Source organism: Heyndrickxia camelliae (genome assembly GCF_002844575.1).
Classification (GTDB): domain Bacteria; phylum Bacillota; class Bacilli; order Bacillales; family Bacillaceae_C; genus Margalitia; species Margalitia camelliae.
In genome coordinates, this window is the sequence record NZ_PIQO01000013.1 from 112,189 (window position 1) to 139,086 (window position 26,898).

24 protein-coding genes and 1 pseudogene are annotated in these 26,898 nt (G+C 38.9%); 22 read left to right on the plus strand and 3 right to left on the minus strand.

Translation table 11 applies throughout. The annotated features are described in order from the left end of the window. The first annotated feature begins 2 nt into the window (after positions 1 to 2). The 14 genes and pseudogenes from CWO92_RS16265 (at position 3) to CWO92_RS16340 (ending at position 14,164) form a co-directional block, all read left to right on the plus strand. The gene (locus tag CWO92_RS16265) at positions 3 to 872 is read left to right on the plus strand and encodes a nucleotidyltransferase domain-containing protein (RefSeq protein WP_101355258.1); all 870 of its coding nucleotides are present in this window, start codon (positions 3 to 5) and stop codon (positions 870 to 872) included. Continuing rightward, positions 853 to 1,590 (plus strand): class I SAM-dependent methyltransferase, encoded by a 738-nt coding sequence (locus CWO92_RS16270; RefSeq protein WP_101355259.1) that lies wholly within the window; start codon positions 853 to 855, stop codon positions 1,588 to 1,590. Before CWO92_RS16265 ends, CWO92_RS16270 begins: the two co-directional genes overlap by 20 nt. A 99-nt stretch (positions 1,591 to 1,689) precedes the next feature. Next, positions 1,690 to 1,968: an HNH endonuclease gene (locus CWO92_RS16275; protein ID WP_207767809.1), complete on the plus strand. Its 279-nt coding sequence runs from the start codon at positions 1,690 to 1,692 to the stop codon at positions 1,966 to 1,968. Positions 1,969 to 2,665: 697 nt separating this feature from the next. Continuing rightward, complete coding sequence (locus CWO92_RS16285; RefSeq protein ID WP_101355262.1) at positions 2,666 to 2,980, plus strand: YdcP family protein; 315 nt, start codon at positions 2,666 to 2,668, stop codon at positions 2,978 to 2,980. A gap of 20 nt (positions 2,981 to 3,000) precedes the next feature. Beyond that, on the plus strand, positions 3,001 to 3,384 hold the full coding sequence (locus tag CWO92_RS16290; protein ID WP_101355263.1) for a YdcP family protein: 384 nt from the start codon (positions 3,001 to 3,003) through the stop codon (positions 3,382 to 3,384). A 52-nt stretch (positions 3,385 to 3,436) separates the two neighbouring features. Beyond that, the gene (locus CWO92_RS16295; protein ID WP_101355264.1) at positions 3,437 to 4,831 is read left to right on the plus strand and encodes an FtsK/SpoIIIE domain-containing protein; all 1,395 of its coding nucleotides are present in this window, start codon (positions 3,437 to 3,439) and stop codon (positions 4,829 to 4,831) included. Between the two features lie 174 nt (positions 4,832 to 5,005). Next, on the plus strand, positions 5,006 to 6,223 hold the full coding sequence (gene mobT, locus CWO92_RS16305) for a MobT family relaxase (RefSeq protein WP_101355265.1): 1,218 nt from the start codon (positions 5,006 to 5,008) through the stop codon (positions 6,221 to 6,223). A 27-nt stretch (positions 6,224 to 6,250) separates the two neighbouring features. Then, the gene (locus CWO92_RS16310; protein ID WP_101355266.1) at positions 6,251 to 6,472 is read left to right on the plus strand and encodes a hypothetical protein; all 222 of its coding nucleotides are present in this window, start codon (positions 6,251 to 6,253) and stop codon (positions 6,470 to 6,472) included. Between the two features lie 49 nt (positions 6,473 to 6,521). Further along, positions 6,522 to 7,022 (plus strand): antirestriction protein ArdA, encoded by a 501-nt coding sequence (locus CWO92_RS16315; RefSeq protein ID WP_101355267.1) that lies wholly within the window; start codon positions 6,522 to 6,524, stop codon positions 7,020 to 7,022. Between the two features lie 83 nt (positions 7,023 to 7,105). Further along, a complete protein-coding gene (locus tag CWO92_RS16320) occupies positions 7,106 to 7,498 on the plus strand; it encodes a conjugal transfer protein (RefSeq protein ID WP_101355293.1) in 393 nt (130 codons plus the stop codon). Continuing rightward, positions 7,482 to 9,935, plus strand: coding sequence for a conjugal transfer ATPase TcpF (gene tcpF / locus CWO92_RS16325; protein WP_101355268.1), 2,454 nt, complete (start codon positions 7,482 to 7,484; stop codon positions 9,933 to 9,935). The genes CWO92_RS16320 and tcpF overlap by 17 nt, the downstream gene beginning before the upstream one ends. Then, a pseudogene (locus CWO92_RS16330) lies at positions 9,932 to 12,121 on the plus strand (CD3337/EF1877 family mobilome membrane protein); the annotation flags it as partial. The gene tcpF and the pseudogene CWO92_RS16330, both read left to right, overlap by 4 nt. A 122-nt stretch (positions 12,122 to 12,243) precedes the next feature. Then, positions 12,244 to 13,242 (plus strand): bifunctional lytic transglycosylase/C40 family peptidase, encoded by a 999-nt coding sequence (locus CWO92_RS16335; RefSeq protein ID WP_101355270.1) that lies wholly within the window; start codon positions 12,244 to 12,246, stop codon positions 13,240 to 13,242. Positions 13,243 to 13,258: 16 nt separating this feature from the next. Then, positions 13,259 to 14,164 (plus strand): conjugal transfer protein, encoded by a 906-nt coding sequence (locus tag CWO92_RS16340; protein WP_101355271.1) that lies wholly within the window; start codon positions 13,259 to 13,261, stop codon positions 14,162 to 14,164. Positions 14,165 to 14,595: 431 nt separating this feature from the next. On the opposite strand, the gene CWO92_RS16350 is transcribed toward CWO92_RS16340, so the two are convergent. Next, positions 14,596 to 15,486: a LysR family transcriptional regulator gene (locus CWO92_RS16350; protein WP_101355273.1), complete on the minus strand. Its 891-nt coding sequence runs from the start codon at positions 15,484 to 15,486 to the stop codon at positions 14,596 to 14,598. 536 nt (positions 15,487 to 16,022) lie between these two features. On the opposite strand from CWO92_RS16350, the gene CWO92_RS16355 reads away from it, so the two are divergent. From CWO92_RS16355 to CWO92_RS16380, 5 genes are all read left to right on the plus strand, one after another. Then, complete coding sequence (locus CWO92_RS16355) at positions 16,023 to 17,429, plus strand: MDR family MFS transporter (RefSeq protein WP_101355274.1); 1,407 nt, start codon at positions 16,023 to 16,025, stop codon at positions 17,427 to 17,429. A 743-nt stretch (positions 17,430 to 18,172) separates the two neighbouring features. After that, entirely contained in the window at positions 18,173 to 18,643 is a 471-nt protein-coding gene (locus CWO92_RS16360; protein WP_101355275.1) for a sigma-70 family RNA polymerase sigma factor, read from the plus strand. Continuing rightward, the gene (locus CWO92_RS16365; protein WP_101355276.1) at positions 18,640 to 18,867 is read left to right on the plus strand and encodes a helix-turn-helix domain-containing protein; all 228 of its coding nucleotides are present in this window, start codon (positions 18,640 to 18,642) and stop codon (positions 18,865 to 18,867) included. The genes CWO92_RS16360 and CWO92_RS16365 overlap by 4 nt, the downstream gene beginning before the upstream one ends. 426 nt (positions 18,868 to 19,293) lie before the next feature. Next, positions 19,294 to 19,440, plus strand: coding sequence for an SHOCT domain-containing protein (locus CWO92_RS16375; protein WP_101355277.1), 147 nt, complete (start codon positions 19,294 to 19,296; stop codon positions 19,438 to 19,440). Positions 19,441 to 19,503: 63 nt separating this feature from the next. Further along, entirely contained in the window at positions 19,504 to 21,285 is a 1,782-nt protein-coding gene (locus CWO92_RS16380; protein WP_101355278.1) for a recombinase family protein, read from the plus strand. A 391-nt stretch (positions 21,286 to 21,676) separates the two neighbouring features. On the opposite strand, the gene CWO92_RS26095 is transcribed toward CWO92_RS16380, so the two are convergent. Both CWO92_RS26095 and CWO92_RS26100 read right to left on the minus strand, forming a co-directional pair. Next, positions 21,677 to 21,826 carry a tyrosine-type recombinase/integrase gene (locus CWO92_RS26095; RefSeq protein ID WP_101355279.1) on the minus strand — a complete coding sequence of 50 codons (150 nt, stop codon included), beginning with the start codon at positions 21,824 to 21,826 and terminating at the stop codon, positions 21,677 to 21,679. A gap of 22 nt (positions 21,827 to 21,848) precedes the next feature. Continuing rightward, positions 21,849 to 22,154: a hypothetical protein gene (locus CWO92_RS26100; RefSeq protein ID WP_101355280.1), complete on the minus strand. Its 306-nt coding sequence runs from the start codon at positions 22,152 to 22,154 to the stop codon at positions 21,849 to 21,851. Positions 22,155 to 23,657: 1,503 nt separating this feature from the next. Between CWO92_RS26100 and CWO92_RS16400 the strand changes: the two genes are divergently transcribed. The 3 genes from CWO92_RS16400 to CWO92_RS16410 all read left to right on the plus strand — a co-directional run bounded on the left by CWO92_RS16400 (position 23,658) and on the right by CWO92_RS16410 (position 26,847). Continuing rightward, entirely contained in the window at positions 23,658 to 24,509 is an 852-nt protein-coding gene (locus CWO92_RS16400) for an MBL fold metallo-hydrolase (RefSeq protein WP_101355282.1), read from the plus strand. Positions 24,510 to 24,748: 239 nt separating this feature from the next. Then, entirely contained in the window at positions 24,749 to 25,999 is a 1,251-nt protein-coding gene (locus CWO92_RS16405) for an MFS transporter (protein WP_101355283.1), read from the plus strand. Positions 26,000 to 26,094: 95 nt separating this feature from the next. Then, the gene (locus CWO92_RS16410) at positions 26,095 to 26,847 is read left to right on the plus strand and encodes a MerR family transcriptional regulator (protein ID WP_101355284.1); all 753 of its coding nucleotides are present in this window, start codon (positions 26,095 to 26,097) and stop codon (positions 26,845 to 26,847) included. Positions 26,848 to 26,898 lie beyond the last annotated feature (51 nt).

Consider the following 26,898-nt stretch of genomic DNA (forward strand, 5'->3'; position numbering starts at 1 on the left):
ATATGGTAGGTAATGTTATTCAAATAGTAACAGAGAAATTATCATCTTTGCCTTTTATAGAAGGCATCGTATTAGGGGGCTCACGTGCAAGAGGCACCCATACAGAAAATTCTGATATAGATATCGGAATCTATTACAATTCAGACTCATTTGACCTGACAGCGATTAATCAAATTGCTACAGAATTGGATGATAAAAATAGAAACAACCTTGTTGTGCCTCCCGGAGCGTGGGGTGATTGGATTAATGGCGGCGGATGGTTATTTATAAATGGGTATCATGTTGACTTGATTTTACGTGATATAAAACGGGTAGAACAAATAATCAAAGATACGGAGCAAGGAATTGTTACTGCCAATTATCAGACCGGGCATCCCCATGGTTATATAAGTGCTATGTATCGTGGAGAATTAGCGATTAGTAAAATACTATATGCTAAGAACGAAAGCTTATGCGAATTAAAAAAGCAGGCAGAAATTTACCCTACTGCTCTAAAGAAAAGCTTGATGAACTTTTTTATATTTGAAGCTGAATTCTCTTTAATGTTTGTAAAAGCAAATGCGGGGGTAGAGGATAAATATTATATTGCAGGCCATGTTTTTCGTATTATTTCATGCTTAAATCAAGTACTATTTGCATGTAATAATGCTTATTGCATTAACGAAAAGAAAGCTATAAAACTGCTTGAAACTTTTGAATATAAACCTGAAAAATATGCCGAAAGAGTTAATCATATTTTTGAAGTACTCGGTCTTTCTCTTTTTGAATGCTACGATATGACCGAGAAACTTTATAAAGAAGTGAAAGAAATTGCAACGGAGATAAATAACTTTTTAAACGAGGAGAATTTAAATGAAAGAAAACAAATATGATGATAATATATTTTTTCAAAAATACAGTCAAATGAGTCGCTCACAGCAGGGACTAGCTGGTGCAGGAGAATGGGAAACATTGAAAAAGCTGCTACCGGATTTTAAAGATAAGCGTGTGCTTGATTTAGGATGCGGCTATGGATGGCACTGTATTTATGCGATGGAACACGGTGCTTCTTCTGTTGTAGGTGTTGATATTTCTCATAAAATGCTTGAAGTAGCAAAAGAAAAAACTCATTTTCCAGAAGTTGAATATGAATGCTGTGCCATAGAGGATATCGATTTTCCAGAGGAGAGTTTTGATGTAATATTAAGTTCACTTGCGTTTCATTATATAGAAGGCTATGAGGATTTGATTAATAACTTGTATATAATGTTAAAACCAAATGGAATACTTATTTTTACGGTTGAACATCCTGTTTTTACTTCCTATGGAACACAAGACTGGCATTATAACGAAAAAGGAGAAATACTGCATTTCCCGGTGGACAATTATTATTATGAGGGAAAACGAACAGCTGTATTTTTGAGAGAAAAGGTTACGAAATATCATAGAACACTGACCACATATCTAAACACACTGCTTTCAAATGGTTTTATAATAAATCAGATTGTGGAGCCACAGCCACCAGAAAACATGATGGATATTCCGGGAATGGAGGATGAAATGCGCCGTCCCATGATGTTGATTGTATCTGCAAGAAAAGGATGCAAATAATATAGAAACCCATATGACCCTAATCAAGTTTCCGAAAAATTAAATGACCTGTTGGAAGACTTTTACGTAAAAGATAAGAAGGGGATATATGAATATATTTTGGGTGGCTGTCTAGATTCACGATTATTGAATATTCGTATATTTGCTGAACCTACAAAAACAAGTGTATATCAATCACAAACAAGTAATGCAAAAGAGCAAGGAGTTTCTAACTGCCCATTATGTGCTATTGGCAGTAATAACAATAAAAGTAGAATATACAAGCAGAGCGAAATGGATGCAGACCATGTCACAGCTTGGAGCAAAGGTGGTTCAACGGATGTAGGCAATTGTCAGATGCTTTGTAAAACTCATAATAGAGCAAAGGGTAATAAATAGAATCACGACATATCAAAACACTTTTATACAATAAACTATATTTCTTAGATTGATTCATTGATATGTTTCCACATACGCAAGCCCTCAGTGGATATGTTCCCTCAAAGACAATAATGTTCAAGTGACTAATTTTTGACAGCTATGACTTCCTCTTAACACATGTAGAGACTATCGTGTTGATACAACGAGCAGATACGTAGAAATCCTTAGTTTTAGGCACTTTTTCAAGCATATCGTCTTTACTGGTGAGGGGGATAAAATCAGAAATAAAGTGATTAAAAATTATATCAATGTTTCTGTGGTGGTTGATATAGAGTGTGGGGATACAACGAAATAAAGATTAAGATTTAAGGGGTACTGTAAAATGGTACTCCTTTTCTCTTGTTCAAGGCGTTCAGAAATGAGCGTCTTTTTTCTTGCCAAAAACCAGAAAGGAAGTGATACCATATCACAGCCAAAACAGCAGGAGCGTTCGCCGCCCATAATTATTTTTGAACGCCAGTCAGATGAAAACTGGCAGGAATACTCCTTATTCTGCTTAATTGCGCTCTTACCTGTCTGAATGGGATTTGTCAAGGGTGCGAAGCACAAAGCCTGCCCTTGATAAATTTCATTTAGACGGGTATTATCCGCAAAGCAGAATGAGGTTATGTGTCACATGAAAACATTCATTTTTAGAAAGGAAAGGTAAAAACATATGGAACTGAAATTTGTTATCCCAAACGTAGAAAAGACATTTGGCAGTCTGGAATTTGCCGGAGAAAACAAAGTGGAACAGCGAAGAATCAACGGAAAAATGACCCTGCTGTCACGCAGCTTTAACCTATACTCGGACATTCAGAGGGCAGACGATATTCTTGTGATTCTTCCGGCAGAAGCAGGTGAAAAGCATTTTGACTTTGAAGAAAAAGTAAAGTTGCTTAACCCACGTATTACGGCAGAGGGCTATAAAATTGGTACTCGTGGTTTCACGAATTATATTTTGCACGCTGACGATTTGGTAAAAGCATAAGGAAAGAGAGGAATTATTCTATGAGATTAGCAAACGGAATTGTAATTGATAAGGACGCAACCTTTGGTATGTTAAAGTTTTCTGCTCTCCGTCGTGAGGTTCATATTCAGAATGAGGACGGAACCGTATCAGACGAAATTAAGGAGCGAACCTATGATTTGAAATCAAAAGGTCAGGGCTGCATGATTCAGGTCAGTATTCCTGCAACTGTGCCGTTGAAAGAGTTTGATTATAATGCAGAAGTGGAGCTTGTCAATCCGGTAGCGGATACGGTGGCGACAGCTACCTTTCAAGGGGCAACTGTGGACTGGTATATCAAAGCAGAGGATATTATCTTGAAAAAGGGTGCTGCTTCTGCCGGAAATCCGCAGCCGCCGAAAAAGGATATGTCTGCCGGAAAGTAAAAGTTCCTATTAAGCAGGAGCTTTCAAAGCAAAGAAAAGGAGTGATTCAGACATGAAACAGTCTTTCTTCCGTGGAAAGCGGATTCGCTCCACGGACAAGGAGTTAGTTTTCCATGTTACCCTTGCCGCCCTCCTTCCGGTCTTTCTGCTGATTGTTCTGCTGTTTCATGGCAAGGCAATCATGCAGATGGACTGGAAGAACAGCTCTCTTTTGCAGATAAGCAACATCAGTTTCCCTTATCTACTTATCAGCATGGGCGTGGCAGGCATCATATGTCTGGCATTGGCTGTGCTGTTTTATCATTATCGTCGTGATGATGTGAAACAGCTCTATCACCGTCAAAAACTGGCGAAAATGATTCTGGAAAACAAGTGGTATGAAGCAGAGCAGGTACAATCTGACGGATTCTTTAAAGACCTATCTTCCAGCCGTACTAAAGAGAAAATTACCTATTTCCCAAAACTGTACTATCAGCTTCAAAACGGGCTGATTCACATTCGGGTAGAAATTACGTTGGGGAAATATCAAGACCAGCTTTTGCATTTGGAAAAGAAGCTGGAAAGTGGCTTGTACTGTGAGCTGACCGACAAAGAATTAAAGGATTCCTATGTGGAATATACCCTGCTCTATGATACCATTGCAAACCGGATTTTCATAGAAGACGTACAGGCACAGGGCGGCAGGCTCCGATTGATGAAAAATGTGTGGTGGGAGTATGACAAGCTCCCCCATATGCTCATTGCTGGGGGAACGGGCGGCGGCAAAACATACTTTATCCTGACACTGGTGGAAGCCCTGCTCCGCACCAATGCCGTACTTTTTATCTTAGACCCGAAGAACGCTGACCTTGCCGATTTACAAACCGTTATGCCAAATGTCTACTATAAAAAAGAGGATATGCTTGCCTGCATTGATTCGTTCTATGAAGAAATGATGAAGCGCAGCGAAGATATGAAGCAGATGGAGGGCTACAAGACAGGTGAAAACTATGCCTACTTAGGACTTCCAGCTCATTTTCTTATCTTTGATGAATATGTTGCGTTTATGGAAATGCTGGGAACCAAAGAAAACACTGCTGTTTTGAATAAACTGAAACAGATTGTCATGCTGGGACGGCAGGCAGGCTTTTTTCTCATTCTTGCCTGCCAGCGTCCAGACGCAAAATATTTAGGGGACGGAATCCGTGACCAGTTTAATTTCCGTGTCGCTTTGGGACGTATGTCAGAAATGGGTTACGGTATGATGTTTGGGGAAACCGACAAGGACTTTTTCTTAAAGCAGATAAAGGGACGTGGCTATGTAGATACAGGAACTAGCGTCATATCGGAGTTTTACACACCTCTTGTACCAAAAGGACATGACTTTTTAAAAGAAATAAAAGTTCTGATAGACAGCAGGCAGGCGGCACAGGCGGCGTGCGAAGCGAAAGCCGCAGGTGCAGACTGACTAGCTGGCTGGTGTGGCGTAAGCCACGCCAGCACAGAACCCCCCGTATCTAACAGGGGGGTACAAATCAACAGAAAACAGAATAAAAAAAGGCGAAAATCCTTTGTGGCATAAGGGTTTTCTATAAAAATGGCGTATGTCGGCTTGGTATGAAAAGTTGACATACGTTTTTTGATGGGAGGGATTTTACTGAATATTAATACATGGATACAGGAACTACGGGAAAAACGTTCCGCTTATGGCGTTTCCCAAAGAAGACTTGCGGTAGCTGCCGGAATCACACGCCAGTATTTAAGCGATATGGAAACTGGAAAGATAGTTCCATCAGAGGAATTGCAAATGTCCATTCTGGAAGCACTGGAACGTTTCAATCCTGATTCTCCGCTGGAACTGCTCTTTGACTATGTGCGGATTCGCTTTCCAACGCTGGACGTAAAACACATTGTTCAGGACGTTTTGAAGTTAAAGCTGTCCTATCTGCTCCATCAGGATTATGGTTTTTATTCCTATGCAGAGCATTATTCGCTGGGAGATATTTTCGTACTGGTATCCCCCGAACAGGAAAAGGGGGTTCTCTTGGAGCTAAAAGGGCGTGGCTGCCGCCAGTTTGAAAGCTATCTGCTGGCACAGGAACGAAGCTGGTATGAATTTTTTATGGATTGTCTGGTTGAGGGTGGTGTGATGAAGCGGCTTGACCTTGCCATCAATGACAAGGCAGGCATTTTAAATATTCCAAACCTTACGGAAAAGTGCCGAAAAGAAGAATGTATCTCGGTCTTTCGTAGCTTTAAAAGTTACCGCAGCGGCGAACTGGTACGGCGTGAGGAAAAGGAATGTATGGGAAATACGCTTTATATCGGCTCTTTGCAAAGTGAAGTGTACTTTTGCATTTATGAAAAGGATTATGAGCAGTACAAGAAAAACGATATTCCCATAGAAGAAGCAGAAATTAAAAACCGCTTTGAAATCCGGCTGAAAAATGAGCGTGCCTATCATGCTTTATGTGACCTGCTTTTTTATGACAATCCAGAACGCACCGCTTTCAAGATTATCAACCGATATGTCCGGTTCGTGGACAGGGATAATACAAAGCCTCGTTCCGACTGGCAGCTCAACGAAGAATGGGCATGGTTTATCGGGGAGAATCGGGAAAGTATGAAGCTGACCACGAAGCCGGAGCCATATTCCTTTCAGCGTACCTTAAACTGGCTTTCCCATCAGGTAGCCCCCACGTTAAAGGTAGCCATGAAAATAGATGAAATCAATCATACGCAGGTGGTAAAGGACATTATCACCCATGCAAAATTAACGGAACGGCACAGAACCATTTTAAAACAGCAAGCCGCTTCTGTAGAAGAATTGATTGTCAAGGAAACAGATATTGCCCTGTAATTCGGGCAAAAAGAAAGGAGCAATTTTATGAATTTCGGACAGAACTTATACAACTGGTTTTTAACCAATGCACAATCGATGGTCTTGCTGGCAATCGTAGTCATTGGATTGTACTTAGGCTTTAAGCGTGAATTTTCCAAACTGATTGGATTTTTGGTGATTGCCTTAATTGCGGTTGGGTTGGTATTCAATGCTGCCGGCGTAAAAGATATTTTGCTGGAACTGTTCAATAAGATTATCGGAGCATAATGTAAAACAACCCAATCATTTTCAAGCAGAAAGGACGTGAGAATTTCACATGGAAATGCAGGTTTATATCTCGAACCTCGGTAAATACAATGAGGGTGAATTGGTCGGTGCATGGTTCACCCCTCCCATTGACCCCGAAGATGTAAAAGAAAAAATCGGGCTGAACAGTGAATATGAGGAATACGCTATTCATGATTATGAGCTGCCGTTTGATATTAACGAGTATACAACCATTGAGGACATTAACCGCCTGTGTGCTTTGGCGGAAGAACTTTCGGGTACACCGATTGAATCCGAAATGAAAGAGATTCAGCAAGCCTTTTTTAGCAGCTTTGAAGAAATGGCAGAACACGCAGACGACATTATCTGCTATCCCAATTGTGATGATATGGCAGACGTGGCAAGATACTTTATTGAAGAAACGGGAGCCTTGGGCGAAGTGCCTGCCAGTCTTCAAAACTATATTGACTATGAAGCCTATGGGCGTGACTTGGAGCTGGACGGCAACTTTCTAGTCACGGCTCATGGCGTATTTGAATATGCAGGATAGCAACATAACGTAACTTTATGGGCAGTTCTTTTTTAGGGACTGCCCTTTTTCATGGAAATTTTGAAAAGAAAGGACAGGTTTTTATGAAGAAAATACGAAGCTATACCAGTATCTGGTCGGTGGAAAAAGTGCTTTACTCCATCAATGACTTTAAGCTGCCGTTTCCTATCACCTTTACCCAAATGACGTGGTTTGTGGTGTCACTGTTTCTGGTGATACTCTTTGGCAGCTTGCCGCCGCTATCTCTGATAGACGGGGCTTTTCTCAAATACTTTGGGATTCCGCTTGCCATTACCTGGTTCATGAGCCAGAAAACCTTTGACGGAAAGAAGCCTTACGGTTTTCTAAAGTCAGTCGTGACCTATCTGGCACGCCCCAAAATCACCTATGCCGGAAAGCCTGTGAAGCTGCAAACAAAGCGGCATACCGAAGCCATCACAGCAGTTAGGAGTGAAGTCTATGACGTATCCAATTAAATATATTGAAAACAATCTGGTCTGGAACCATGACGGGGAGTGCTATGCCTACTATGAGCTGATTCCCTACAATTACTCGTTCCTAAGTCCAGAACAGAAATTTCAGGTACATGATTCCTTTCGTCAGCTCATTGCACAAAACCGTGACGGGAAAATTCATGCCCTGCAAATCAGCACGGAATCCAGCATACGAGCGGCGCAGGAACGCTCCAAACAGGAAGTGACAGGCAGATTAAAGGAAATTGCCTATGAAAAGATTGACCAACAGACAGAAGCCCTTGTTTCCATGATTGGAGAAAATCAGGTGGATTACCGCTTTTTTCTTGGGTTTAAGCTGCTTTTAAATGAGCAGGAAGTCACGGTGAAAAATATTGGAAAAGACATGGCAAATACTTTTTCTGATTTTGTTCATGAGGTGAACCACAAGCTCATGGGAGATTTTGTTTCCATGAGCAATGATGAAATTGGACGTTTTTCTAAAATGGAAAAACTGCTGGAAAATAAGATTTCCCGACGCTTTAAAATCCGACGCTTAAATAAAAATGATTTTGGCTATCTCATGGAGCATTTACACGGACAGTCCGGCACAGCCTATGAGGATTACGAATATTCTCTGCCAAAGAAAAAGCTGAAAGGAAAAACGCTGGTAAAGCGGTATGACCTGATTCAGCCGACCCGTTGCCTGATAGAAGAAAATCAGCGGTATTTGAAGATTGAGCAGGAGGATTCTACCACCTATGCCGCTTATTTTACGATTAACTCCATTGTAGGGGAACTGGATTTTCCCTCTTCTGAAATCTTTTATTATCAGCAACAGCAATTTACCTTTCCCATTGACACCAGCATGAATGTGGAGATTGTGGCAAACAAAAAAGCCCTTACCACTGTCCGCAATAAGAAAAAGGAACTGAAAGACCTTGATAATCACGCATGGGAAAGTGACAGCGAAACCAGCAACAATGTGATGGAAGCCTTGGATACAGTCAATGAACTGGAAACCAATTTAGACCAGTCAAAGGAAGCCATGTATAAGCTCTCTTATGTGATAAGGGTATCGGCTCCTGATTTGGAAGAACTGAAACGCCGCTGCAATGAGGTGAAAGATTTCTACGACGATTTAAGCGTCAAGCTGGTGCGTCCCTTTGGAGATATGCTGGGGCTACACGGCGAATTTTTTCCTGCCAGCAAACGGTACATGAATGATTATATCCAGTATGTGACCTCTGATTTTCTGGCAGGCTTGGGCTTTGGAGCTACACAAATGTTAGGTGAAAATGAGGGTATCTACGTAGGCTACAGTCTGGATACCGGAAGAAATGTGTACCTAAAGCCTGCCCTTGCCAGTCAGGGTGTCAAAGGCTCTGTTACCAATGCCCTTGCTGCCGCTTTTGTAGGCTCGCTGGGCGGTGGTAAATCCTTTTCCAATAACATGATTGTGTACTACTCTGTTCTGTTTGGAGCGCAGGCAGTCATTGTAGACCCAAAGGCAGAACGTGGGAACTGGAAAGAAACCCTGCCGGAGATTGCAGAAGAAATCAATATTGTCAATCTTACCAGCGAAGACAGGAACAAAGGATTGCTTGACCCTTACGTCATTATGAAAAATCCAAAGGATTCGGAAAGCCTAGCCATTGATATTTTAACCTTTTTAACGGGAATTTCATCCCGTGACGGCGAACGCTTTCCTGTCCTTAGAAAAGCCATACGTGCGGTAACAAACAGCGAAGAACGGGGATTGTTAAAAGTCATTGAGGAATTGAGGGTAGAAAATACACCTGTCAGTACCAGCATTGCTGACCATATCGAGAGCTTTACGGACTATGATTTTGCACAGCTTTTATTTTCCAATGGTGAAGTCACACAGTCCATCAGTTTGGAAAAGCAGCTGAATATTATACAGGTAGCGGATTTGGTGTTGCCGGACAAGGAAACCGGATTTGAGGAATATACGACAATGGAGCTGCTTTCCGTTGCCATGCTTATTGTTATCAGTACCTTTGCTCTGGATTTTATCCATACTGACCGGAGCATTTTTAAGATTGTAGACCTTGACGAAGCATGGAGCTTTTTACAGGTAGCGCAGGGAAAAACACTGTCTATGAAACTGGTGCGTGCCGGACGTGCCATGAATGCAGGGGTGTATTTTGTGACCCAAAACACCGACGATTTGTTGGACGAGAAGCTGAAGAACAATCTGGGGCTTAAATTTGCATTCCGTTCCACGGATATCAATGAGATAAAGAAGACACTGACTTTTTTTGGCGTGGACGCAGAGGACGAAAATAACCAGAAACGATTACGTAACTTGGAAAACGGTCAGTGCCTGATTAGTGATTTATATGGTCGTGTGGGTGTGATTCAGTTTCACCCGATATTTGAAGATTTGCTTCATGCCTTTGACACCCGTCCTCCGGTCAGAAAAGAGGTGGAATCATGAATCAGCTTGTAACAGGCAGTGAAAAAAGAAAATGGAGCTGGCAGCGTACCGGAAAAGTGGTGATGACCGTATTTTTGATACTGGTAATCGCCCTTTTTCTTGTATCGGCATTGGGAACGGTGGCATACGCTGCTGGACTGGTGGACGATACGGTGAAAGCCGGAAATGAGTACAGCCAATACCCATTAGATAATTACCAGCTTGATTTTTATGTGGATAGCGGCTGGGACTGGCTCCCGTGGAACTGGCTGGACGGCATTGGAAAGCAGGTCATGTACGGGCTTTACGCTATTACCAATTTTATCTGGACTATCAGTCTGTATCTTTCCAATGCAACGGGCTATCTGGTGCAGGAAGCCTATTCACTGGATTTTATCTCCGATACGGCAGATTCCATTGGAAAGAACATACAGACCATTGCCGGAGTGAGCACAAGCGGACTTTCCCCTGACGGCTTTTATAGCGGATTTTTGCTGATTCTCATTTTAATCGTGGGAATTTACGTTGCCTATACGGGACTTATCAAACGGGAAACCACCAAAGCCATTCATGCGGTGATGAATTTTGTAGTAGTGTTTGTATTGTCGGCGGCGTTTATTGCCTATGCACCGGACTATATTGGAAAAATCAATGACTTTTCCTCGGACATCAGCAACGCCAGCTTATCCTTAGGAACGAAAATTGTCATGCCGGATTCGGAAAGTAAGGGAAAAGACAGTGTTGACCTGATTCGTGATAGCCTGTTTTCCATACAGGTAAAACAGCCGTGGCTTTTATTACAGTTCGATAATTCAGACAGTGAAGCAATCGGAGAAGAACGGATTGACAGCCTGCTCTCTACCAGCCCTGACGCAAACAACGGTAAAGACAGAGAAGAACTTGTAAAAGAAGAAATTGAAGAGAAAGACAATACAAATCTCACTATCACAAAGACCATCAATCGCTTAGGTATGGTATTTTTCCTGTTCCTCTTTAATATCGGGATTTCGGTTTTTGTATTTTTACTGACAGGGATTCTGATTTTCTCACAGGTGCTTTTTATTATTTATGCCATGTTCTTGCCTGTCAGTTTCTTGTTGAGTATGATACCCACCTTTGAGGGAATGACCAAACGTGCCATTACAAAGCTGTTTAATACCATTCTCACAAGAGCAGGAATCACGCTGATTATTACCACGGCGTTTAGTATTTCCACCATGCTCTATACCCTGTCTGTGGGATATCCGTTCTTTCTGGTGGCATTTTTGCAGATAGTGACCTTTGCCGGAATCTATTTTAAGCTGGGGGATTTAATGAGTATGTTCTCCCTGCAAAGCGGAGATTCCCAAAGTGTAGGCAGACAGATCATGAGAAGACCCCGTATGCTCATGCAAGCTCATATGCACCGCTTGCAGCATAAGCTAGGGCGTTCCGTGGCAGCAATGGGAAAAAATCAAAATACAGGCAAAAAGAACGGAACAAGTGCAGGTACTTCCGCTTCAAGAGCAACGCAGGCAGACCATACCAGACCGGAAAATGAAGCTGCCAGCAGACCGGAGCAATCCTCTCTTGGGAAACGTGCCGGAGAAGTGGCAGGAAAAGTGATGGATACCAAAGACCGGATTCGGGATACCGCAGGTCAGCTAAAGGAGCAGGCAAAGGATTTACCTGTCAATGCCAGATATGCCCTTTATCATGGCAGAACGCAGGTGTCGGAGGGCATACAGGATTTTACCTCCGGCGTGACACAGACCAGAGCTGTCAGAAAGGAAGAACGGCAGGAAAAAGCCAAAAATCGGCGAAAAACCATTGCACAGCGTCGGTCAGAAATGGAACAGGCAAGGCAGCAAACAGCTTCCAATATAGAAAAAACACCAAATGTATCTAAAGTGGGCGGCTCGGTTCATGAAAGACCTGCTACTGCCCCAGCCGGACAATCCCGTCCGATTGTTGACAGTCCGGCACAAGTGACCAGACCTACCGTACAGCCGGAACCTGCCAGAACTACTGCCCAAAGACCTGTTGTTTCTGCTAAGGGAGAACAACAAAGGCTCGATAGAGTACCCGACCATCAGACTGCACGACCAGAACAGCAGGCAGAAAGACAGATTTCTTCTGAAAGGCAGTCTACACAAAGAACTGTTTCTTTCAGTCAGAGGGAACGTGCCTTTCCGGTAGAACGACAAACGCAATCTGGCAGCTCCCCTGCTCCTGTTCAAAAACGGGTATTACGGCAATCCGCCCCAAAACGCAGATTTACCGTGAAACGGGAACAGAAAATAAAGGGTTCTGCCATTCCTCCGACCAGCAGAAAGGAGGAACCGAAACTATGAGAGGAAAGCCTATCCTGATTGCCTTTTCCGGTGTGTTCCTCTTAATTTTCTCGCTTCTTTTGCTGGTAGTGATTCTTTTTTCGGAGGAAGAAGACGGAGGACATGACCTGTCATACGGGGGTGCAAACGTATCAGCGGAGGTGCTGGCACACAAGCCCATGTTAGAGAAGTACGCCAGAGAATACGGCATAGAAGATTATATCAATGTGCTACTCGCAATCATACAGGTAGAATCCGGCGGTACATTGGAAGACGTTATGCAGTCCTCGGAATCTATGGGCTTGCCGCCAAACACGCTAAGTGCAGAGGAATCCATCAAACAGGGGTGCAAGTATTTTGCTTCCCTGCTGGAATCCGCAAAAGCAAAGGGCTGTGACCTAAATTCCGTTATCCAGTCCTATAACTATGGTGGCGGCTTTCTTGACTACGTGGCAAAGCGTGGGAAGAAATACACGTTCCAGCTTGCGGAGAGTTTTTCAAAAACACAGTCTGACGGTGTAAAGGTGACTTATTCCAATCCTATCGCTGTTCAGAAAAACGGCGGCTGGCGGTACGATTACGGAAATATGTTCTATGTATTGCTGGTATCAGAATACCTGACAATGCCGCAGTTTGATGATAAAACGGTACAGGCTGTCATGACAGAAGCCCTAAAATATGAGGGCTGGCGGTATGTATACGGCGGTGCTTCTCCGACCACTTCCTTTGATTGCAGTGGTCTGGTTCAGTGGTGCTACGGGAAAGCTGGGATTTCCCTGCCACGAACCGCACAGGAGCAATACGACGTGACCCAGAATATCCCTTTATCCGAAGCAAAGGCTGGGGATTTGGTCTTTTTTCAAGGCACCTATGACGCAGGTACTTACATTACCCATGTGGGGATATATCAGGGAAACAACCGTATGTATCATGCCGGTGACCCAATCGGCTATACCGCTTTAACCAGTTCTTATTGGCAGCAACATTTGGTTGGTGCAGGAAGAATCAAACAATAGAAAGGACGATATTACTATGAATTTAAGGAAAAAACAAGGACAACCGGAGCAGGTAAAAGAGAAAAAGCTCCATGTTTACAAAGTAAATACCCACAAGAAAACGGTCATAGCCTTGTGGGTACTTTTGGCAGTTAGTTTCTGTTTTGCGGTCTATAAGAATTTCACCGCAATCGACATACACACCGTTCACGAAACAAAGGTAGTAGAGGAAAAAGTTGTGGATACCCATAAGATAGAAAACTTTGTGGAGGATTTCGCCAAAGTTTATTATTCTTGGGAACAGATGGCAGCTTCCCTTGATAACCGGAATGACGCTATCAAGCATTACCTGACCGCAGAATTACAGGCACTTAATACCGACACTATCCGAAAGGATATTCCGGTTTCCTCCTCTGTCAGTGATGTGCAGATTTGGTCTGTGTCACAGGACGGAGAAAACCAGTTTAAAGTGGCTTATACGATAGACCAGCTTATTACAGAGGGAGAAAACAAAAAAACGGTACGCTCTGCTTATGAAGTAGTGGTTTATGTAGACAGCTCTGGAAATATGATTATCACAAAAAATCCCACTATTTGCAGTGTACCCGAAAAATCCGGCTATGAACCAAAAGCAAAAGAAAGTGACGGAACGGTAGACGCAGCAACAACCAATGAAATCAATGAGTTTTTAACTACATTTTTCAAGCTCTATCCTACCGCTACAGCAAAAGAGCTGTCTTATTATGTGAATGACGGCGTATTAAAGCCAATCGGAAAAGACTATGTGTTTTCAGCGCTGATAAATCCTATCTATAACCGAAGCGGTAATCAGGTGATGGTTTCGCTGGCGGTCAAATATCTGGATAAGCAGACAAAGGCAACGCAAATATCTCAATTTGATTTGGTGCTGGAAAAGAACGAAAACTGGAAGATTGTAAAATAAGAAAAAGCCCGGTAGTCTGCTATTTTATAACTAGCTATTAATAGACTACCGGAACTTTCCTGTCACTATTCAATTCTGTTTGGGACATTCATTCGTCCTCTGTTTCTACTTCCTTAACCTTTATCGCTCATATCCATCAAGCAGGCTGTCAAGGTGTCTGCGCTGCGTAGATTTATCTATTTGCTTATTGGGAAAAAGTATTGGTCAACGGATACATCAAGTAGCGTTCAGTACCATATCCCTCTTCTTCAATAAAGCCTGTATAAAAAGTAACAAACATATATCACTTTTTACCTTTAAAATATCAATATCTGTGGTGTCATTATCTCGTCCCTTGACTGTGCTGACATAAAAGACTATTGCATTTCGCTCCACATATTCTATAGGGAAATCCTTATTCATTACATCAACTTTTTTGTGATTCAAAAGTTCTAAAGTTTTGTTTCTGGCAATGAAAAATTATCTATAAAATATTTTATATATTTTTCCTTTGGTTTACCCTGATATGCAATCCCATATTCTATTGTATCCTGCTCTTGTATAGGAATAGCTACTATATCTTTCCAATCGTTAGATATGCAAAATTCTGGCATAATTGCTATTCCATAACCTGCTTTTGCAAGTAAAATTCCAACTTGGTCATTTTCACATATAAAGCCTAAATGTTGTTGTGAATGAATGGTTATCTTTTCCTGTATTTTATTTTGATATTGAAAAGGAATTAATTTGGGATGTAAAGTAATTAGACAGCTATCTTTTAAGTCGTCAAAAGTCAATTTTTTGTAGTTACTAAACGGAGAATTAGCAGGCATAACCGCATATTTTGTAAGAACTTTTATTTTTTTAAAAGTACAATTCCTAATATCTTTAATCATCTCTTTCGTGGAAAGCATAATATCTATCTGCTTATTTATGAATAGATTTACAATCTGGGAATAATCATTGATTGAAATAACTGGATATACTCTAGGGTATTCTTGTTGCAAGCCTGATAAAATATCAGATAAACTATTCAATTCCGCATTACTTGTACAGCCAATACGAATAAAAATAATGTTACGTGTTGCTGCTTTTTCAACATGCTTCTTAGAAATATCAATTTTCATTAATATTTCTTTTGCATCACTATAAAAAGATATGCCGGCTTCTGTCAATTTCACCATTTTAGAAGTACGAATAAATAATTTGGTATTTAGTTCTTCTTCCAAACTTCTAATATGATGTGTGACGGTAGGGGGCGATAAATAAAGTTCCTCTGCTGCTTTAGTAAAATTTAATTTATCAGCAACATTTATAAAGCATTGCAATTGTTGTGTATTCACTTGACTTCCTCCTTTTGTCTAAGTTAATTATAAAACAGTTAATCAATCATTTCAATATATCATTAGAATTTATCTAATGGCATTACGCTTTTTGAAATTCTCATTTTTCTTTTATTATGTTAAATTGTACATGGTGCTTTTATATAGATGAATACATTTATTTAAAAATGTTACCGCTCAACACGATAAAAAGTTATTTGGAAAGAACCAGATGATAGGCAATAATGGGAGAACCATAAAGAAGAATTTATCTAATAAATTGAGTGTTTCAGATAATATTGCCTGTAAAGGATATAGAAATAAAGGAGGATATCATGCGTTTTATTATTACAAGTACAGATGGAAAACATGGTGGAAGAGTTGTAGAAAATTTGCTAAAGAAAATGATTTTTCAAACGTGCCCTAGAGAAACTATCTTTAGTCCGCCATGACCATATCTAATATTAAGAATAAGAAAGAGTCAGAAATCTGTGAATTTGAGATATAAAGAAAGTAAATAATTTTTTTAAGTAAATCACGTAAAAGGAACGATATAAATGGAAATTTCATATGAGAGAAAAATAGATTTAAAGTTAATATTATCAATTATAGCAACGGGACTGATGTCCTTTACAGGCGTAGTTGTTGAAACAGCTATGAATGTTACTTTTCCAACATTAATGGAACAATTTAACGTAGGTACCTCAACAGTACAATGGGTAACTACAGGCTATTTGCTAGTTTTAGCTATAATTATTCCAGCTTCTTCATTTTTAAAGAAACGATTTATGACTAAACATCTATTCCTGTTTGCTAATATTATGTTTATAATTGGTACGGTTCTTGCTGCGACAGCCCCATCCTTTAGTTTATTATTAATAGGCAGGATACTGCAAGGAATAGGAACAGGAATAGCTTTACCGCTAATGTATAATATTGTGCTAGAACAAACACCTTTAAATAAATTAGGACTAATGATGGGAATTGCTACATTAATTATTGCTGTAGCACCTGCCGCAGGTCCTTCATTAGGGGGATTTATTGTATATTCATTCAATTGGCGGATGATATTTATTGTTTTGTTGCCAATATTGGTACTTTCTTTTTTTATAGGATTGTTTTCCATTCGCCAAGTAAGACCAACTGAAAAGGTGACATTTGATTGGTTTGAATATGTATTTTTAGCCATAGGCTTTACTTGTTTTATTTTTGCTGTAAGTTTCGCTGGAATAATGGGCTGGGGAAGCTTTCAGGTTATTGGATTATTTGTACTTAGTATTATTTCTCTAGTTGTGTTTTACAGGCATTCTAAAAAAAATGATGCACCAATTATTAATCTTCATGTGCTACAGTATAAATCATTTTCATTCAGCGTTGTGGCGTTAATGCTAATTCAATTTATTTGTTTGGGGTTAGGATTTTTAATTCCGAACTATGCACAGATTGTATCCGGTAAAAATGCGTTAGTCGCAGGCTGTATTTTATTACCAGGCTGTATTCTGGGAGCCATATTAACACCTATTAGCGGACGTTTGTTAGACAAGTTTGGCGCAAAGAAGCCAATTTTAATTGGTATCACATTTATTACGATATCAACCTTATTTTATAGTATCTTTGCTCTAAATATGACTATATTACTTTTTGTTCTTTTTTATATATTATTTGGAATTGGACAAAGTTTTTCAACAGGAAATGTAATGACAAATGGTTTGAAGCAGTTACCGGAAAAAATGAATTTAGATGGTAATGCAGTTTTTAATACTATACAGCAGTTGGCAGGAGCAATTGGAACATCGGTTGTATCAACTATTGTATCGACCGCACAGGTAAAATTACCAGATGATTTGGCTGCGGCTACAATGCTAGGAAGCCGTAATGCATTCATATTACTATTGATACTGGCATTTATAGCATTTTTTTGTTTATTAAGAGTTCTTTGTTATATTTCAAGCAAGAAAATATAAAGTATATACAACTATGAGTAAGGAGGCGGAAGTCTGTATCCTTTGGTCTGTTATACGAGATAGATAATCTAATAATGTTGTATATTAATGTAATAAAGCTGATTACTTTATAGTTAGTAATATAATCTATCCGACATATGAGAACTAGCATAATACAGCCCCAAAAGTAGACTGTATACAGTAACCTACGCGGATAGTTCAAATGTTTCCACATGCATAGTTGTATTGAAAAAAATGTTAGATAAGTTTAATAAAAAACATATTGCCAAAAGGGGAATTAAAAACCGTATATTGGTATTATGATTTTTTTGCTTCAAAATCATATTTTATCACCAGACGACGGTTTAAATGAGCCGCCGTCTTTTGTTTTTGATATAGAATCTACGGGAAAATATAATAGATTTAATAATTGAGGTTCATGGCGGCGAAAAGGAGGTAGCCGTCATGAACACTGCTATTTTTCAATACGTAACTGTTTCTGATGAAACGGTTCCCAAAAGTATTTTTCGCAAATAGAGAAAAACAATTATCTATATGTTTATTTATAATACATAAGAAAAATAAAGAAGGTACACAGACAGAGATATTACTCTGTTCGTGTGCCTTTTTTGATTCTCAAACAAATCTCATTAATTCTTCTGAAAAACGCAACAAATATCACCTCTCCGGTGAGAGTCAGTGCGAAAGGGGGCAAGAGAAACCGAAGTTTCTCTCCCTGCTGGCTGGAAGGGGGGTGATATTCTATGAAGCCATCTTCTTTCAATTCCATTCCGGTAAAAGAACTAACACAGCAGGTCAACCGTGATTTTCAGACAACGATTCAGTACCAATTTGATTGTTTGGCAAGAAAGGTCATGATTCGCACACAAAGCAACTGCCGCCGTACTGCCGGAAGAAAAATCCGTAAAGAATGCCCGTTTTCCGAATTGCCGGAAAAGGAACTGAACCGTCTGCAAACGTTAGATACCTACCATCTGGACGGAAAGTATTATCTGATTCTGAAATTCCGTGTGGAAGTCGGGAATGAAGCGGTTGCAAATGCTTTGGACAACCTGCCGGAGGAAAAGCGGAACATTCTTCTAATGTTCTACTTTCTTGAAATGTCTGACGCTGAAATAGCGTTGGAGCTTGGTAAAGACCGCAGTACTATTTACCGCAGTCGTACCAGCGCATTAGCTGCCTTAAAAAAGCGATTGGAGGTTGAAGACCTGTGAAGAAAGAAAAAAATCTCCTGCCTTATACCACAATTAAAGCCGCTACAGAGAGTGACGCTATAGCGATACAAAAAATTTTGAAGCATTACGAGGGTTACATAGCGAAGCTGTCTACAAAGATTCTTTCCGACGAGTACGGAAAAGAATACTGCATTGTGGATAAGGACGTACAGGAGCAGCTTACAACAGCATTGTTACAAATGATACTGGATTTTGAGATTTAAGAGAAAGGGCGTGTGATTTTCATTTTCTCATGCGCCCTACTCTCTTCTAACTGCCAATCTATCAAAGCATACTGTCATACGGTGTGTTTTGACAGGCTGACAAGCCACTGTTCCTTGAAAACTGAATAAAGCGATTGAATACATTTTGATAGGGAAAGAGCCGACGGGCTGACACGCCATGACCTGAAAGGAGGGACAAAACGAGCGATTCATGTCAGTGTTCCGTATGTAGCCTTTGGCAAGGTTGCCGCCATGACTTCCCTATCGTAATAATGATACTCCCGTACAGCCATAGTCCGAGCGTGAAAAAACCGTCGCAGGCAATGGGTACGGCTGTATGAGAACCATGCAGGGGTGAGATTCCCGTGAGCTTTGCCAGAGCTGTTCAAGTTGCTTATAAATTATCAATGAATGGGAGGGGTGATTATGGATAGAAATTTAATTCGATACAGTATGCAGATTGCCATGTTAAAACAATTACTCGCCCGAAACATGATTTCCGAAAAGGAATATGAAACCGTAAAGAAACGTCTCATGAGAGATTATAAAGTAGTTTCTGATATAACAGCTTGATTTTTGCGATTTTTAGTATTAATATATATACTATAAAGGGAACACAAAAAGGAGGCGCGTTATATGCAGGAAGTTGAAGTAATAAAAGCGAAAAATGTTTCATCAAAGCAGACACGGGGAAATTTTCTTGAACGGCAGCGTGTGGCGGCATATTGCAGAGTTAGTACAGACAGTGAAGACCAGTTGAACAGCTATAAATCACAGAAAGCATACTATACAGATTTAATTAAGAAAAATAAGGAATGGGTTTTTGTTGATATATATGCTGATGAAGCGATTACCGGAACGCAGGTTACAAAGCGTGAAGAATTTCAGCGAATGATAAATGATTGTATGAATGGTGATATTGATATGGTCATTACAAAGTCCATTTCCAGATTTGCAAGAAATACGCTGGATACCTTAAAATATGTCCGTATGTTGAAAGAAAAGAATATTGCAGTTTATTTTGAAGATGAAAAAATCAATACCCTAACAATGGACGGGGAACTGCTTTTAGTGGTACTTAGCTCCGTAGCACAGCAGGAAGTAGAAAATATCTCTGCGAATGTGAAAAAGGGATTGAAAATGAAGATGAAGCGTGGTGAGCTAGTAGGCTTTCAAGGTTGTCTGGGGTATGACTATAATAAAGAAGATAAAACCATCACAGTCAATGAAAAAGAAGCTGAAATTGTTCGTTACATATTCAATCGCTATATTGAAGGGGCTGGTGGTTCTGTAGTAGGACAGGAATTAGAAAATCTTGGATACGTAACGAAATACGGTAGTTCTACATGGGCACCCTCTACTATTCTTGGCATTATAAAAAACGAGAAATATAAAGGTGATTTACTGCTTGGGAAGACCTTCACGGTTGACCCAATTTCCAAACGACGATTAGATAATATGGGAGAAGAAGACCAATTCTATATCCGTGAACATCATGAACCAATTATCAGTGAAGAAGTTTTTGAAAAAGCACAGGAAATCTTGAATCGTAGAAATAAAAACAGAGGGAAAATCGGTGATGGCAAACGAGAAAAATATAGCCGCAAATACTCTTTTAGCTGTATGCTGGAATGTGGATTTTGTGGCAGCACATTGTCTAGGCGTAACTGGCACAGCGGTTCCGAATACAACAAGGTAATCTGGCAATGTGTAGCTGCAACAAAAAAGGGAAAGAAATTTTGTCCTGACAGCAAGGGGATTCCTGAACAAGCCATTGAGGAAGCTTTTCTCGAAAGTTACCGTCTGTTATGTGATGATAACAAGGACATATTAGATGAATTTTTGCAAAGAATGGACGATACATTAAGCAGCAGCACTGTGAATAAGCAGCTATCTAAATTGGATAAAGAAATTGAATCCATTGAAAGAAAGAAAAGTAAACTGGTGGATATGCGGTTGGAAGATACCATTGATAAAGTTTCCTATGAAGCGAAGTATTCTTCTTTTACAGAGAAGCAAGAACAATTATTAAAAGATAGAGAGAAGTTACAGGAAACGGCTGCAAATGAAAAGGATATAAAACGCCGTTTACGGGATTTTAAAAAGACGTTGGAGCAAAACGAAGTCTTATCTGAATTTGACCGCTATGTTTTTGAAAGTATTGTTGAAAAAGTTATCGTAGGGGGTTATGATGAAGATGGAAATAAAGACCCAGCTCAACTTACTTTTGTATATAAAACTGGATTGAAAAATAACGTAGATGGCAGCCGATTTAAGCCGAAAAGGAAAAATGCAAGGGGTAAACATAGAACTGCTGAATTGTGTTCCGATGATAAGAACGAGGTTCAGTCTTTGTCTTCCCATAGTAGTTCCGACACATGTGGAAGCAGTGGCAGTACTAACCTTGAAGTTGTCTAACTAAAATAAACATCTCTCAGTCAAAATAAACATTACCGATTCAGATCCGGTTTTCGTGAAAATAAACATTTCCGAATTCTGGGTCTTTTTCATGCCCAGCCCTTGCCCCATCTATGTTTACTCATGTTTCCTTCACTCAACATTCTCGGAGAACTTTATTTTAAAACAGAAAAAAAGATGAAAAAACAGGCGGAAAAGAGGTGGAAATACGTGCGTTTTTGAACCGAAAAAGTGGAAAAGTGGGGGTCCTGTCGGTAAACTTTATTTTAACTCGGACGGTGGAATGCGGGTTTGAGGTGGGGGTTTTCGGAGGGGTTAATTATGGTTGTACAGAAGTAATAAGCTTTTGAAGCAAGGTATGTCGGTATTGATCACATACCTTGCTAAGTTATTATTTTGATATGAATTTTTCAAATAACTCTGCTGACTTTTCCTTCATATTTTCTGTTACGTGAGCATATACATCACCAGTTGTTTTTATACTACTATGGCCAAGCCTTACTTGTACTTCTTTTAATGTCATTCCGGCTTCTAAACACATTGTTGCGTGTGTGTGACGTAAATCATGAAATCAAATTTTTAGGTACATCGGCGGTTTTAATAGCTTGATTTAACATTGTAGTAGTATCACATGGATTAACAATCCAATCTTGAAATTCCTTTTCATTTTGAAAATCTTTTTCGGAGGCAACTGTTACTTTTTCACCATCCCTAATATCATTCATTACTTTTACCATTGTTTTGTAATAAGTAAATCCTGTTTTTATATATTGTGGTGAATCTTCTCTAACAGTTGTAGTACTATTGTTTGAACATGCACTTAAAATAAATATCAAAAAAACTATACAACGTGTTGATACTTTTTTCATCTAAGATGCATCCAGTATAAATAATAAAATATTTACTGGTAATATTATCCTGTATATCGGTGATTTCCTCCTACTACAAATTGCCCCGTTTGTTCATTAACTAATGATACTATTTCTATAAATATGGCAATAATGCCATAAAAAGAAAAGCCCCTGCTCAATCGAGTGGAGCTTCTAAAGTTTTCTCTAGATCTTAAAGTAACTTTCAAAATTCCTCTATATCCTCTAATTTATCTTGGTTACGAATAAAGCTACGAGCTCTTGAACGATCACTTTAATAATTTGCACCTTCCTTATTATTATATTGCCATTTCTTATTCGCTTCTGCCTTCTTTATCAACAGTTTATTATTAGAATTTAAAAATTTTTTATTATATTGGTAGATTGTTAATAAGAAGAGTGAATTTTTTACGGGATAGTTGAATGATAAAGATGAATGAGATTTTGTATAGAAATTGTCGAGATTAATTTTGTATATTTGATAAACGTTTTTTTTATTAGGAAGCTATATAGTTTTTGTTTATTATAGTAGTGAGATTTTTTGGAAATTCGGATTGAGATTTTATCTCAAAAAAATTATATTCTTTTTCTTTTATTAAAATACTTAGGAATAAATGACAATCATAACTTTTATGAAGAAGGTGCTGAATATTGTCGTGTTAAGACTTTAAATGTTGTAATAGGTCGAAAGACTCTTGTAAATCTTTTACAATAAACAATAATATATAAATGTCAATATAAATTTTTTCCATTTTTTCTTTCTCTGTATAAAAAATCTTAAGGAACAGATAGGACATTCTCAGTTCTACTTTTTTTAAATAATTCAATATTGCTGCACTAATAGTTTTTAATATTCAGATAAATTGAAGGGGGTGAATTTTTTAAAAGTACGTTTTAAAGGGCTGGGGTAAAAAATCAAATTTTAAAAAGGTAATAAAACAAGTGGAAGATGGTTTTCTGACGACACGACCAATATTTATCCGTTATAATATGAAATAGTATGCATAAAAAATTTAGATAAAGCATGATAAGATTCTACAAAACAAATAGGAACGTTGTTTGCAGATTAGTATCCTCAACCGCTGCATTGTGAGGCAATTGCGGTTTTATATAGAGAAGTGTCTAACTGAAATATTTCGATCTCAGCTTTGATGTTGTGAAAAATTCTTTTTCAATTTCAGGCCGTTTCATCCCCACTCCTAATTCCCAACTGTATAAAAATCTCCAAATTTACAAAGTAGTCTAAATGGCATCATTTTGGAACTTATATTTTTTAATAAGAGGCAGTTACAATGGCAAATTTTAAATGAAACTTACATCATTTCAGGGGATTATATTAGAAATAAACCATTTTTTGACGAGCAATCTTATTTTGATTTTATAATTGAAGATGAAATTGATTTTACTTTTAAACCCATCATCATCACAACAACCTGTGCAGAGGTTGAATAAATACTAATTATGATATTTACTATGAATCCCACTGAGATAGGAGATAAAAAATTGCAGAAATTACAACAAATTTCAAGTCGTATTGTATACATGCCACCATATTCGGAAACAGACCGTCCCGTTCTAATGGCTGTCAAGGGAGATGAGAAAACACTTGTAGTAGATTCCGGAAACTCCTCTAGTCATGCCAAATTGTTTCTCGATCAACTACAGGAATACGATATGAGAGGGGATTGGCTTGTCCTCACGCATTGGCACTGGGATCATGTATTTGGGATGAGTGAAATGCATATGCCGAAGATTTGCCACGACGAAACATATAACAAAATCAAAGAATTACAAACTTTGTCTTGGGAGGATAGTGAACTTGATCAACGAGTACTAGAAGGAACAGAAATTCCGTTTTGTGCAGATGCAATGAAGAAAGAGCTTGGAAATCAACGAGATATTGTACTGCCTATTCCCGATCTTACATTCCATCAGCGAATGACTGTCCATTTAGGAGGTGTGACCTGTATTATCGAACATGTAGGCGGAGATCATGCTCTTGATTCCAGCATTCTTTATATTCCTGAAGAAGAGGTACTGTTTCTAGGGGATTGTTTGTATGCCAACTTATATGCGGAAAAATGGAATTATACAATAGAGAAAACACTTCAACTTGTTTCTAGACTTGAAAAATATGCCGATGCGAAAGTAATCTTTTTATCCCATCATGATGCTCCGTTAACGAAAAAAGAATTTCAGTCGCAACTTCAATTTCTAAGGAACACTGCTCTTCTCACAGGTAAGTTTAATGGTAATGGGGAAGCGATTGCTAAAGAAATGAGTATACAGTTGCAAAGAAGCTTAGACGAGGAAGAGATTGAAACGATTGGCTTCTTTGTGAATGGGTATAAGTAGAATGAACCAATAACGCTTAGTTTATCAAAAAAAGACCCTCTTTAAAGAGAGTCTTTTTTAAATAGAACATACGTTCTTTTGATTTGCTCTGTAAATATAAAAGGCAAATGCCTTATTTTTCATATTAATAGTATAAATGAAAAAAATATATAAGTCTATATTCAATATAAAAAATATTCTATATTTTAGAAACCGGCCGGTACATTTTATTTTTCGACAAAGGAGAAGGGAGGACAGGTATGGTTAAAGTAAAGCAAAAGGAAAGTATGCTTACATTTTTTCAACTGTTTCAACAGTCGCCTCAGTTTACAGCATTATTATTTGGGCAGCTTTTTTCGTTGTTAGGAAGTTCTATTACCAATGTGATATTACCAATTGTGGTATTGAGGGAATCAAAATCAACAGCAATGATGGGAACCGTTATGGCAATTTATATGGTGCCGTTTATTTTGCTTTTGCCGTTCTCAGGTGTTCTTGTTGATAAATGGAATAAAGTGAAGGTGATGCTTTTTGTTGATTTTGTCAGATTCACCTTAATGCTTATTCTTTCTGCAATAACGTTTTTGAATCAATTAAGTATGTTGGCTTTATGTATCATCATGTTTTTTTTAGGGGTCATGGAAAGCTTTTTTCAGCCCGCTTATTCAGGAGTGAGAGCAAGAGTATTTACAAAAGAGATCCGAAATGCGGCGAATTCTCTTACTCAAGTAATGATGCAAGCGTTGAAGCTTTTTGGTCCCATTATAGGTGGAATTATTGTTTCAACGTTTTCCGCAGGGTGGGGATTTGGAATAGATGCAGTGACATACATCATTTCCTTTTTCTTTTTAATATCACTTAAAAAATTAAGTTTTCAAAAGGACACAAATCAAGCGCCTGCTAAAAGTTCAATAAAACAGGAATTTCTTGAAGGAATGGAAGTTATTGTCCAACGCTCATGGTTATGGATAACTATTCTTGCATTTGCATTGATTAACATTTTCTGGGGAGGTATCATGAAGGTTTTACTTCCGTGGTTAATCAATGTTCATTACAGTTTTCAGCCTACCGTGTATGGATTAGTCATTTCAGCTTCTGGAGCGGGTGCAATTGTTTGTGGACTGATTTTTGGATTGCGAAAAAAGTGGAATTATAGAGGGATTCTTACCTATATTAGTATAGCGTTTACCGGTGTAACATTCTTGCTTTTACCAGCTTTTGCGAGCGTTCCCTTCATCATGCTGCTGATGTTTTTAAATGGAGCCTCCAATATGCTGGGAGGTCTCATTTGGGAAACGAGTCTCCAAGAGCTTGTTCCGGAAGAGAAATTTGGCAGAGTTGCAAGCTTAGATATGTTAGGTTCCTTTGGATTGTTGCCAGTTGGCTATCTTATGACCGGTTGGGTAGCCGAAGGTATCGGGGAAATTACAACCTTAATTGCATTTGGTTCCATTATTGTTTTAATCTCCGTATTAGTATTATTTCATAAAGGGATTAGAACATTTTATTAAGGAAACATCCTAGTGCAAAATAAATCATAAAAAATAATAAAATACCATTGACTCTCCCCTTAGAGGAGCCCTTAAGGTAATTATGGAGGTGGAAAATGATGTACACGGTAAAAGAATTATCAGATTTGGCAAAAGTGACAATCAAGACATTGCACTACTATCACAAAATTGGTCTTTTATTGCCTTGTGAGGTGAATGAAGCCGGCTATCGCCTCTATGGCATGAAAGAGCTAGAAAGATTACAACAAATACTTTTTTATCGTGAACTGGATTTTCCTCTCAAAAAAATAAAGCTTATATTGGACAATGAGCCTGATCGATTATCCATCTTGTTTGAGCAAAGACAATTGATTGTTGCTCGCAAGAAAAGGTTAGAGCAACTCATACAAACATTGGATCAATCGATTGCACATGCCAGGAAAGGAGAAGAAATGGATCAACAAGAAATGTTTAAAGGGTTTGAAAGTATAAGTGAGTGGGAAAATGCCATTTCTGAACAAAGAGAATATCTTCAGGACAGATACAAATTTGATGTACTGGAGGAAAAGCCAATTGATGTGAAGGTTATGAATGAATCTGCTATTGAGGCAAAGCTGTTTATGGAAAACATGGTGTGGGCACTCACGGAAGGGCTCAGGTATGATGATAAAAAAGTACAGCAACTGATTCTGCAACATCTGGAATTTTTAAATCACCATGGCCATAAGATAGATTCTGCAAGTTTTGCTAAACAGACAAGGTTTTTCCTTGAAGATGATTTTCATCGAAATATGCTAGAACAACAGCAAAAAGGTTTATCCTATTTTCTTTGTATAGCCGCTGAAGCATTTGATAAAGAAAATAAATAAACAATCGCTGAACTTATGATGAGGCTGGGACAAAACCCACCTCTAAGATGA